Source organism: Psychrobacter halotolerans (genome assembly GCF_039680845.1).
Classification (GTDB): Bacteria; Pseudomonadota; Gammaproteobacteria; order Pseudomonadales; family Moraxellaceae; genus Psychrobacter.
This window is the reverse complement of the sequence record NZ_JBDKWD010000003.1, coordinates 1-12,791: the sequence shown is the minus strand read 5'-3', so window position 1 is coordinate 12,791 and position 12,791 is coordinate 1. Positions and strand designations below refer to the sequence as shown.

The window sequence follows — 12,791 nt, the reverse complement described above, 5'->3', positions numbered from 1 at the left end:
CAGCGACTGCTATCATGTACAAAGTAGCGAAACGTTGACAACTGCCTTCTTAACGCTCGCCCATGCCTTCTGATAAGGTTTTGGTAATAGGCTTCGTTAAATAAGACAATACCGTACGCTCCATCGCTTTTATATCGACCGAAGCCGTCATACCCGGTTTGATGACAATCTTATCTTCTCGGCCCTCAAACTCAGCGCCTGTAATCACAATCAACACGCGATAATACGGCTCTTCACCTTTGGGCGTTTGCTCTATGAGCGTGTCTGGGCTGATGTAATTTACCGTGCCATTCATAGCGCCAAAAATTGAATAATCATAAGCATCAAGCTTGACGGTTGCATCCTGTCCTTCTTGTACGTAGGCGATATCAGCGGGACTGACTTTGGCATCGATGACCAGATCACTGCTGGTTGGCAAAATCTGCATAATGGTTTCACCGGGCTTTACCACGCCGCCAATGGTCGTCACGTTGATGTTATTGATCTTACCTTGTGTCGGTGACAATAATCGTTTTTCTTCCAATACCTGTAGACGATCGCGCAGCTGCTCAACCTCTGTATCCAGCTCCTCTTGAGCTTTGGTCATCTCCGCTTGCGCTTCTTCAAAATACTTGTTTCTTTTATTATTGATTTGAGCCTCAATGTCAGCGACTTGACGACTCAGTTTTATGACATCGGCTTGACTGACGTCACCATATTTTAATAATGGCTCATTCATATTTAGCTCTTGTCTTGCCAGCACTAGCATTTTTTCTAGGGACGAGACATCTTCATTAATGGCTTGGCGGCGACGATTATAAAGGGCGGTTTGGTTCTGTACATATTCTGGATAATTTTTGACGTCTTTTGGGAATACCAGCGGCGTCTCAAAAATCTCAGCATTGAGGCGTGCCAACTTAGCTCTTAACGCAGCTGTCTTAGATGCAGAATTGTCAACGGCGGCTTTGGCACGCTCCTCCTCTAACACCACCAGAAGCTCTCCAGCTTCAACCTCTTGACCTTCAACCACCGCCAGCTCTGTCAAAATACCACCTTCTGACGCTTGAATCTCTTGCGTTCGGGCGCTGGCAATCACGGTCGCTTTGGCGCGGGTGACTTGATCAATTTTGGCAAAAGAAGCCCATACCAGCAGCGTTATGATACCGACTAAAGCGATCCAAATATTCAATCTCGAACGACCGACTTTGAGTTTGGTGGGCGTGTATTGATAGTCTGCCATATCTACTTACCTTGCACGGGTATTGAGGTTTTGGTGGTGATAGGCTTGTCTGTGTTATTCGGTTTTTCTGCTTGGCTCATCTGAGGCCTTGTTTGCTCTTTTTTTCTCAAGTTATCAAGGACCGCTTGTTTTGGGCCATCCATAATAATACGTTGATTGTCCATAATAATCAGTCTGTCAACCAACTCTAATAGTGCCGTTTTATGGGTCGATACAATAAAAGTTTGACCCTCTACCAGTGCTTGCTTAAGCACTTGCAAACAGCGCTGCTCTTGCCGGTTATCCATCGACGCCGTGGGTTCATCAAGCAAAAACACATTGGGTTTGGTCAACAGCAAACGCGTGAAAGCCACCAGTTGTTTTTGACCACCAGACAGCCCGCGCCCGCCCTCACTGATTGGCAAATCAAGACCACTTGAATGACTGGCGACCAAGTTGATCAGCCCCGTTTTTATAAGGGCGTCTTGCAGCACGTCATCATCAGGTGCGGCCATACCGATCAATAAGTTCTCTCGTAATGTCCCTTGGAACAAGCGATGGTCTTGCTGCAAATACCCCAGACACTCACTCAATGTTTCGCGACTGATCTGATGGATATCCAAACCGTCTAACAATACCTGTCCTTTGGTCGGTGCATACAATCCAGCGAGTACTTTTAGTAAGGTAGATTTGCCTGATCCTATCGGGCCTAGGATAGCGATACGCTCCCCCGGTCGAATAGTCAGGTTGTTCACCTTAACCGCTGGTCTGTCATTGTCTTTGTAGTTGAAAACCAGATTATCACATTGATAAAAACCCTTGATACGGCTGGGTGACAAAGGATAAGCGACGCCATGATTGTCTTGCTCTAGCTCAAACAAAGCTTCAATATTGAGCTTGGCGGCTTTTGCGTGCGAATACTGAACCAATAAACTGGGCAGCGTCATCACTGGCGCTAGTACGCGACCGCCCAATATCGAGCAGGCAATCAGTCCGCCCATGGTCATATCGCCTTGTATCACGACAAATGAGCCAATAATCACGATACCGACATAGCTGACTTGTTGCAGCATTTGGGTAAAGTAGGTGAGATTGTCATTGGTGTGCTTCATGTCTAAATCGTTCTTAATCGTCACATTCATGACATCAAGCCAGCGCGACAAAAATTTCCAATTGCCCGCCCCTGCTTTTATTGTCTCAACCCCTTCTACCGCCTCTACCAACAGACCTGTTTTATAATAAGACGCCGTCGCCCCTTCAGCGGCAATGGCATCAATACGTTTGCGCGCGGACAATCCCATCACGATAGCAATCACAGCAGCAATCACGGGCACAACGGCCACCAGAGGCGACCCAATAAACGCGATTAAACTGACAAAAATAATGGTCATGGGCAAATCGACCAACCCGAATAAGGTACTGGCGGTAAAAAAACTGCGCACTTGCTCATAACCGCGTAACTGCGCGGCCATAGAGCCCACTGAGCCTGGCATCTGATCGATACGTACTCTGAGCAGCCTTTGAAACACTTCACGGGACAAATATTGATCCAGACCCACGACCACCTTATCCATAATTCTTGACCGTGAGAATTTCATAAAGGCTTCAAAAATGATAATAAGAAACACGCCACTGGCTAAGATAATGAGCGTATATTCACTGCGCGTTGGTATCACTCGGTCATACACTTGCATGGAAAATAGCGACACGGCCAACGCCAACACATTGATCAAAAAGGTAGCAATAACCGCTTCGATTAAGATGCCTTTGTAATTGCCCAAATCCGACTTGAGGAGATCAGAGAAAGACACTTTGCGCTGTTTGATGGGATCGTCTTTTAAGCGAATTTTGAGTATCAATGACAGCTCATCAGCACGGGTAGAAACGTGGTTTTTTTCTTGGCGAAAATTCCAGTTTTTTTGCGGCGTTTGACTGTCGACAATCCCCCAGCCTATATCAGAACGGTAGGCCAATAGCGGTAAAAAAGCGGCGTCCGGCTGCTCTAATATCTCCGGCATATCCTTGATACCGATGCCTTGTAAAACCGCAATAACGCCGCCGATTTCACGAATGCTTGGGCGGTTATTGTTAGGGTGATTTTTTTTCGCGCTTTCCTCATGCTGCCTGACGATATCATTTAGACGGATATTATCGACTGGATAGCCTTGCTGATTAAGCAGGTGTCTGATCGCATCCACAAGGCTTGCCGTCAGCTCACTTTGATCAAGTGTACTGGCCTGATTGCCAAGATGGGCAGAAGTCGGTTGTGAGTTTAAACTCATATTCATCACTTATTTAATATTTTGGACAGCCACAAGAGGCGTCGTCCTAATTATTTTTAGTCTTGTTTTATCTATTTGGTCGCTCTGACTTCATTATTAGCATCGACGATAGGTGTGATGCTGTAGTCTTCGTTTAACATGATACGCTCGCCTTTGTTTAGGCTCTCTTCTACCGCAGCGGGCAACCTGATTTCTATATAGTCATCGCTCGATTCTGGCCGCTCTGTTTTATAACCCAAATCGCGGCTGACGCTTTTTTTGTCTTGCTTATTTATCCATTCTTTCACAGGATCGGTCGGTCTAAATAAGGTCACAGGCTGACGGTTTTGCCCAAATTGTTGCCACGGCATCAGCCCAAAATCCACTTGTAAGCGATGAAACGCTCCTAACATGTCAGCGCGTGTTTGCACCAGCTGTACTTGATAATCGTTGTATTCGCGCACCGCATTTAGCACCTCAAGCCATGACTTACGGCCAGCAATGAACTGCCGACGATAAGAGTTGACCACAATCTGCGCGCCTGCGACCGCTGCAATGAGTGAGGTCTCTCGGTCTTTGGCGCTCACAAATTGCTGATACTGCACCTGAATATCTTCAATCACTTGACGGCGCGCCGCTTCTTGACTTTGCACCAAACTGTCAACCTGTGCTTGTGACGCACGAGCTAAGGCAAGATTGGAAAATCCTGCACCAGGAGCGTAACTCAATCCTAGCGAGAACTGACCGTCGTTATCACTATCGTCATGGTAATAGGCGTGTTCATATTGAGCATAAACGGTGGGAAAACGCGACGCCTGCTGCGACTCAACCCCTTGCTTGGCCGATTCAATCTGAAACTGTTCTTTCACGATCGTTGGGTTATAAAAACTGGCTTGATCGAATGCCAGTTTTTCAAAATTGCCAGATTGCTGCTTGGCTTGATTGACAAGAACTTTGATATTAGGAAGGCTGCTGGCACTTACTTGCGACAAGGGCTGGCCGATAATTTGCTGAAGTCTGGCTGCTGCGATACGTTGCTGCTCGCCTGCCGCTTGATAGGCTGTTTGCTCTTGCAAAATACGGTTTGTAACTAGATCAAGCTCAATACGGGCGGAGACGCCTTGATTGACGCGGCGCTGCATCATGGCTTCAAAGTCACTAAGCACGTTTAAGGCTTCAGAATGAATCTCCTGTCTGGCAATGGCTTGAATATAACTTTGCCAAGCGTCAATCGTCGTTTTTGCCACTAGGTTTTGTTGTTCATAGATATATTCGGTCGCCGCTTTGTCATCAAATATGGCTTGGTTGACATCGGCGGTCAGTTTGCCGCCCGTCCATAAAGGCTGGCGAATGGTCACTTGTGAGACAAAATCATTGTCTCTATCGTATCCTGAGCTCACACTTGGTGTCGGTAGCAGGTTCAATTTTGCCGCGTTAATGCCTTCTATGGTGGCTTGTTGATTGGCTCTGGCAGAGCCCACCAAAGGATGAGTCTGAATGGCCTGCGTGATTAAATTATCCACTCGTAAATCTTGCACTGCGGCTTGCGCCGTTGTTTGTACGATCACGGTAAAACACAGGCTAGCCGCCAATAACATCCTATAACGGTAAAATAAAAAACAAAGACGTAATGGTTTTTGATTTAACAATTTTGTCATATTAGGTTTCAGCAGCCAGCCCTATAAAAATACTTTTAATAACGTGTTTAGTTTTTATCGGTTAAATCTTACGAAAACGTACCTTGCCCTAATCATATACTGCCTAAAAGAATGTTTAAAGCACTAAATAAATTGAGATGACACTTAGTGTCAGATAAAAATAGGAATACGCTAATAACGAAAACTTAATATAGAATAAATCCATGAATCTATATAATTTTATACAGTATTTTTCTATTTTTGGCTAGAGAATGTATAGTCCATCTTTATCTTTTATGTATTGATACCATCAGATAGAGTCAATCCAATATAAAAAAAGGCACAGCGAGAATGGGACTCATTTTTTGATACCCTTGCCGCCTCTGCCAGCAACGACGCCGCCAGCAAGCAAAATTGGTTCCAGTCTCGCGCTATCATTTCTTGTATCCATTTTATTTAGGATCAACTATATATCGTTATCAATCCAATAATTAAGTTAGAACCCATACCAATCAAATGACCCGTCTTTAATCTTTTAATATTTGGATAAGCCTGTATCATCTAAAAACAATTTATTAATCCCAATTCCATGAGACGCCTTGATAAAAACATGGTCATTTTCTTTAATAAAATTAGATAAATTTTTGGTCAGCAATGGCGTGTCTTGAAAGTAATAAGATGTTATATCGGAGAGTTTAAGCTGGTCTGCCAACACTTTCATATGCTCACCGACCAAAAGTAACGCTCGCACATTCATCGCTTCGATAATAGGCGTTAGTGCTAAATGATACTTGCTACTGTCGTTACCAAGCTCGAGCATATCACCCAAAATCAGTATTTTTTGATGTGCGGGTACGGCGAGCTGCTGAAAGGTTTTCAGCGCCGCTTGCATAGATAGAGGATTGGCATTATAAGCGTCATCATAAAGGGTGATTGGTATGCCTTGATAACTGGTGTCAATTACTTGTCCGCGTCCGGCAACCGCTTTGAAAGATTCCAATTTAGTGATCGCGGTATCAATCGATAAATGATAATGCTTCGCCACTGCCAAAATAGCCATCGCATTTAGAACCATATGCTGACCACGAGCTGACAGATTCAGCGTGTAAGTCTGATGATCTATCACTATCTGTGCTTGCGCGTTTTTTCCCTCATTCTCTGGTGTATAGCTCAGCAGCTTAATCATCGATTCATCATGCTTACCATAGCTGATAACCTGAAGACCCCAAATGCGTGCGAGACGTTCAATCAACTCATATTGCTCAATATCTCGGCACACCACGGCTAAAGAACCGGGTGCCATACCTTCAAAAATACGCGATTTTTTGAGGGCGATATTGTCGACATTATGATGATATTCAAGGTGAGCGGGTGCAATGTTGGTAATCAACGCCACATCAGGGCGCACCAAATCAGTATTGGCAGACATAGATCCAATCGCCATCTCTAGTACCCAATAGTCGACAGATGACGGCATACAAGCCAAGTTCCATGCGATACCGACGGGTAGATTTGCACTAGACTGCGTGTAATCGGCCTTACCAAAACCATGTAAAGTATGCGCCAACATATGGACGGTCGTGGTCTTCCCTGCACTACCCGTGATACCAATCACTTGCCCACCAAAGGCCTGCCGCGCATAACGCCCAATATCAATCGTTGCTTGACGTACATTAGACACGTACAAAACAGGAACACCCATGTTTTTGTACGCTTCTATATCGTCGGTGACAATCGCCGCAGCGCCTTTTTTTACTAAGGATTCGATTGCCTTTTTTGGGAGATAACCCACCTCCATTGTTCGACCTCGAGCCACTACGATATGACCTGATTGAAAACTGGGTGGCCAAATACACAGACCTGTCGCCGACCAATCATCCGCTGGTGCGACCAGCCACATACCTTTGGTGGCGGCTATCAGCGCACGAGGCGTCAATACGGATTGCGCTAAGTGTGGACTGTCTGCTTGGACTTGCTGCGAGGTTATGGCATTACTTTTGCAGATTGTGCTCTTGGTTCGTTGATATTGTTTGGTTTGTTGATATTGTTTGGTCGCTAGTTTCGGATATTGCGCGGTTTTTAAAAAATGTTGATACGCAATCAATCCTGACAGATAGTGTTCCACATCATCAATGCGCACTCTGAATGAATGATGACGAATAAAAAATCCATGCAAAATAGTCTGCGGCGCTTTATAAAACATCGCCATTTCTGGAAAGAAAAAACCATTCATCAAATAATTGGCACGCGCATGTAGTGCCTGATAGAAGCCTTGAATATCAAAACCGTCTAACACGTCATGAAACTCTGGATGCTCATCGAGTTTCAATAGCATCTTGTGAAATGCCATGGACAGCTCAAGCAGCGTCGGAAACGTGGTGATACGATTTTTGATAAAATCGGTATAGCCTGCGATATTATTGACCGCAAACTGAAAATACTTCTTTTCAGGTTTGTAGATGACCAGCTCATTTGAGCAGTAAGACAGCCAGTGGTCATGAGCGCGGTGGTGCTTGGCTTCGATAAAATAATCAAAAGCCCGAGTCACACAATTTAGCCAACGCTCATCTTTGATCAATCCATACAGACGCATGAGTGCAAACGCGGCCTCGCCATCATAATAAATGATACGATGTTTCGCTTTTAGGCTTAAATCTTTACTATGTAATACGTGTACGAAGCTGCCATCGTCTTGCTGCATAGCCGCGATGCCCAATGCTAACTTGGTAACCAAATTACGATATTCATTGGCCAATGGCGTCTCTACAAATACCTGTAAATATTTAACCAACGCCAATATTGCTACCGCATTTGCGCCCAGTTTGATCTCGCTACCCGTATCTATCACATACGCTTTATCATCGTAAGTTTGAATCAATTGTTGCTTCAGATAGCTCATTGCTGCATCAATATTATTTTGCATCTTAGGCAGACTTAGCTTAGCAGGAGCGTCTACATCTAATCGAACGCAACCGTCAACACTGCTATTATTCTTAAAATCACGACAAGCTTCGTAACCTTCTATCAATGCATACGTACTACTGGCATGCCGCAAGCTGTTGTAAGTGTTTATCGTGCGATCAAAACAAGGAAAATATCCATAGATGTATTGACCCGAAGGCTGAACTTGTCTGGATAAATATTGGGTCGACTGCTCAATAATAGGTTGAGTCGTGGCGGCTGATAATGGCAATAGCTTACGATGCCCTTTGAAGCGTGGCTGTATATCAAGATTATGACAATCACCGGTCTCACCATCAATAAATATCCCCGCCGTGTTAAAGCTGATAACGGGTAAATCATCACGAAAATCGGGTATTTGGCTGCTGCCGTGACGCGCTTTAAAATAGACATTCAGATTATTGTTATTGACCTCCGCATGAGCCACCGTATTTCCTGCATAAAGACAAGCATTGGCATTTAGCTCCATTTCTGTCAGCAGTAACCAAGGCTCACGTATGCCTTCAAATGCAATACCTGAACGATAATAGTTTCTTTTAAAGCGTTTCAGAGTTTGCTGTAGACCTGCCCAAGTGGTGAATGTTGCCTGATGCAGCCACTCAAGCCTTAACCAGACAATTGGTGCGTCAAACTTTGCAGACAGTTTGTCTATTTTTGCGTGAATGATAGGCAATATTTTTTTAAAGTCTGCGAAATCAATGTCACTAAACCCATTCGCATCGCTCACCGTTTTTAAATCATCAAGGATAAAAGTGACGGTTTTGGCTTTTTTGTATCCGTCAGAGGCAGACAGCGCAAAGGTGCGATATAAGCTGTCTGCCGAGAGATCGTTTATATTAATCTTATCTATTTGAGTAATATGGGTTTGTCGCCAGCTCTCATAGATGGCTGGCAAATGGTCTGTTAAATGCTGTAGCAAACCACTTAAGTTGGTAGGTTCATCCATGCCGTTAGCGCTCTCCATGATTTTCAATGTCATCGTATCTTCTATATTACATAGAATAAAGGTCAAGCAAACGTCCAAAATTTTAGGCGAACAACAGACATCATATGCTTGTAACCGTTAACCGTTAACCGTTTTGCTCGAGTACCTCATCTCTGGTTTTTTATTCTGCGCTCTACCGTTAGCCATTGATTAACGCGAATGATGCAGTCAAAAAAAGCGCCTCCATTATGGAAGCACTTTTTTAGAGTAAACGATAGACAAAACAGACATTAAACGATGTAGGATGTATTTGCTATTTGAGCCAAGTTCTCCCACTCATTATTGACACTCAGGTTGATATTATCTACAGACATAACTGTTATTTGATCGGTAAGATTGGTATCTGCCTGTGTCTCTAAATGAGCGCTTACTGGCTCATTACTGGCGGCATTAACGGTAACTGCCGTTTCGACAACCTCTTGTCCCGTAAAGGCCAATGTCGTATTGCCCTCTTCATCAGTAGCGATGTCAATGTACTGCTCTTCGTCCATTTGGATAAAATCACTAAGCATGAAGTCACCAGACACAAAACCACTTGTCATAAGGTCATTTGTCATAAGGTCATTTGTCATAAAGTCATTTGTCATAAAGTCAGTGTCACTAACGTCTGCTACTTCATCGTCAATAATGATACCGGCATTTGCTGACACATCAAGATTCAAGATATCTGCTTCTTGTTCGCTATCCTGCGTGATTCCCAAAATATCAGAATCATCTGAGAGCAGATCAGAGTAAACCATACTATCGTCAATGCTCATAAGGGCAACCCGAGCTCCACTATTAGGCAGCGTATAATCAAGCGTAATGTCTAAATTTGCCGTAGAGATTTCGCCATTTGGTGCGGTGATGGTATAAGCAAAACTATCAACATCACCAAACGTGCCCGTGAAATTGGTATTGGCTGCGTAGGTATAGCTGCCATTTTGGTTGATGGTCAGTACGCCATAGTCTCCAATGATCTGTGTTCCGGTGGTTACTGCGATACCGTCAACTGCTGATACGACCGTTCCCGCTGTAATAACATCTGTACCATCAGCACCTATGTCGGTAATGACATTTCCACCTCTTGAAGCATTTATTACTGTAGGTGGGCTATAGCTGGTGATGACATCAGACGTAGTAAGAAGCGTAAGTCTGCTCAGTAATGAGATGTCTAAAAGTCCACCATTATTACCGAGAGTGACATAATACGTCCCGCCATCTTCAAACCTTGATAATGGTAGATCATTTGCGTTCCATATAGTAGGTAGGTTACCCGAACCGACCAGCCAGTTGGGTATCTCTTGTACCAGCGTAGCCTGAGAGCTGCCTGCTTCTACTCTATAGACTAGAAGATCAAAATCACGGTCTCCAACCACGCCTAAGCTTACCAAAGCTCTACCACTACCATCTACCGTTACCTGCCGAGTGGTATTTTCAGCCACGTTGAAAGAAAGTGCATTACGACTCAATAGACTTACGTCCACTGTATTTGAAAGCACACTAAGATCAAGAAGCCCTCCGACAAGAGTACTTTTTAGAGGTACAGAAGTAGATGACGTCTGAAAACCTATATTCAATGCAACTTCATTGTCAAACGCCACTGGTACAGTCGTGTCAACGCTTATAGTGGCAGTCGCAGCGATACTTACGTTACCCGCATAGTCAGTTGCCGTAGCATTTAACTGCTCAGCACCCTCACCCATTGCATTAACTTCTGCTTGATCAACGTTGATGCTCCAGTTGCCAGTCGCATCAACAATAGCCGTACCTAGGATGTTATTCGAACCATCGGTCAATGTGATCGTATCTCCTGACACACCTGTTCCTGTTACTGCAAAACTTGCCGCAGCCTCAGTACCATTGACGATGTTGTCACCAGCAATAGGCACATCGATCGTTGGCGCGTCTGGCGGCGTGGTATCAACGACCGTATCGAGATTGATCACCAACTCTGCTGTATCACTAACAACCCCATCAGAGATAGTATAAGTAAATGTCTCTGACTGACCGGATGACGCAAAATCACCGTTCGCTGTATAGGTATAATTACCATCTTCATCAATAACTAAAACACCATATTGACCCTGTATGGTAAATCCCCTAACACCGCCCACTATTTCGGATGTTGGCTCTGACCCAGTGCTACTATCTATATCAGTAATTACAGTATCGGTAGTCACCGTATCTTCACCCGGCTCACCTAGGATCGATGCATCAGGATCAATGACATTACCGTTGATTACCGTATTGTCCGCATAACTAAATTCCGTCACTATCGCTGTAATATCCGTGGTTTCGAGTAGCGTTAATGTATTACTGAGCAAGGGCGCAACTAAATTATCAAGTATCTGATCAATCTGTGTAGTCGTTAAACCCAAACCTAAACCTAAATTTAGGCCTCCAAGAGTCTCCGCTAATTCCTCAAATTCTAGACCCTCAGGTGCAGATAGTAATGGTGTAAGAACAGGTCTAAGAAGTCCGACAACTGTAGGACCAAGAACAGGACCTAGTGCCTCTTGTACTGCATTGAAGATAATACCTTGGTTATCAGGTCCTAACACGACACCTGCCTCACCTAGCTCTGCCAAGGTAAGATCGTTGACCAAATCACTTAAAACACTACGATCGTTACGTACAACGATCGTATAGTCACCCGGCTCCAAACCTGAGACCGTTGCGGTTAACGTATCATTACCAGTTAAACCTAATAACTCTAGACCTATTACGTCACCCACCAGTGGATCATTGCCCGTAGTACCGACATAAACGCGTTCACCAGCAGCGTTGTAAATTTCTATATTGACGGCATCCGCTACTGCTACTAAAGCCGTCTGCTGGACTGAGATGCTTACCGTACCGCTCGCGCCTTCACTCACGGTAAAGCCAAGATTACTCTCTGTACCACCAGTTCCTTCAAGTGCACCAAGTATAAGCAAATCAGAGTCACTAACTGGAGGATAATAGGTCACTTGCAACTGACCCAAATCAAGGGTATCTGAATCATCGCGAGCAGCAAAAGTTGTATTTAGATCAAAACCAACAGGAGCACTTGGAACGCCGATATTGTTATCTGCATCTGTCACCGTCGCCACCACAGTGTAAGCACCATTATCACTGATGCCGCCTGCACCATTTGGAATCGTAATTTCAGCAATACCATTTCCACCATTGACATCAAGATCAGCTGCCGTCACTTCATATTGGATGGTAATGGGAGTACCACCATCAGGCGTCACTGTTAAGGTGACAATATCACCGACTGAAGTGTCGTCTGGTAACGTCACTTGGGTTTGAATGCCATCTGCAAACTCTTCCGCATTGACACCATCAAGCGCTTCAGGAATTAATACTGCAGGCGCCATGATATTACCAACCGTAGCGCTGTCTGTACCTATCGGACCAATGTTACCAGCCTGATCGGTCACACTTGCAGTGACTGTCAATACCGTCCCTTGTGCTGGCGCTGGAACCGTAAAGTTATACCCATTGTCGAGCATGTCTTGAGTAATCACAGTCCCCATACCATCGACTGTGACGGTATCACCAACCTCAGCATCAGCTGGTAAAATCACTGTGACTTCAACAAACCCCTCGTCATTTAAATCAAAGCCGTTAACTAAGTCATCACCATTGCCAATAATTACCACTGGCGCGCTAGGCGGTGTAGTGTCAGGAAGAATCACTGGCACCGTACCGGTGGTTGGCGCGCTATCAAGCGTGCCATCGGTGGCGTTGACCACAGGCGCCGGTAGTGTGCCGCCCGCGTT

At 44.7% G+C, this 12,791-nt stretch carries 5 protein-coding genes; all 5 read right to left on the bottom strand.

Going from position 1 to position 12,791, the window contains the following annotated elements:
* Nucleotides 1-49 precede the first annotated feature (49 nt).
* Nucleotides 50-1,219, bottom strand: coding sequence for a beta-barrel domain-containing protein (locus AAJP47_RS06615; protein ID WP_346717123.1), 1,170 nt, complete (start codon nt 1,217-1,219; stop codon nt 50-52).
* Between the two features lie 2 nt (nt 1,220-1,221).
* Entirely contained in the window at nt 1,222-3,480 is a 2,259-nt protein-coding gene (locus AAJP47_RS06610) for a type I secretion system permease/ATPase (RefSeq protein WP_346717122.1), read from the bottom strand.
* A gap of 71 nt (nt 3,481-3,551) precedes the next feature.
* Nucleotides 3,552-5,057 (bottom strand): TolC family protein, encoded by a 1,506-nt coding sequence (locus AAJP47_RS06605; protein WP_346717453.1) that lies wholly within the window; start codon nt 5,055-5,057, stop codon nt 3,552-3,554.
* Between the two features lie 574 nt (nt 5,058-5,631).
* A complete protein-coding gene (locus tag AAJP47_RS06600) occupies nt 5,632-9,036 on the bottom strand; it encodes a UDP-N-acetylmuramoyl-tripeptide--D-alanyl-D-alanine ligase (RefSeq protein ID WP_346717121.1) in 3,405 nt (1,134 codons plus the stop codon).
* Nucleotides 9,037-9,272: 236 nt separating this feature from the next.
* Nucleotides 9,273-12,791 (bottom strand): Ig-like domain-containing protein (locus AAJP47_RS06595; RefSeq protein ID WP_346717120.1); only part of this gene is annotated, 3,519 nt, incomplete at its 5' end.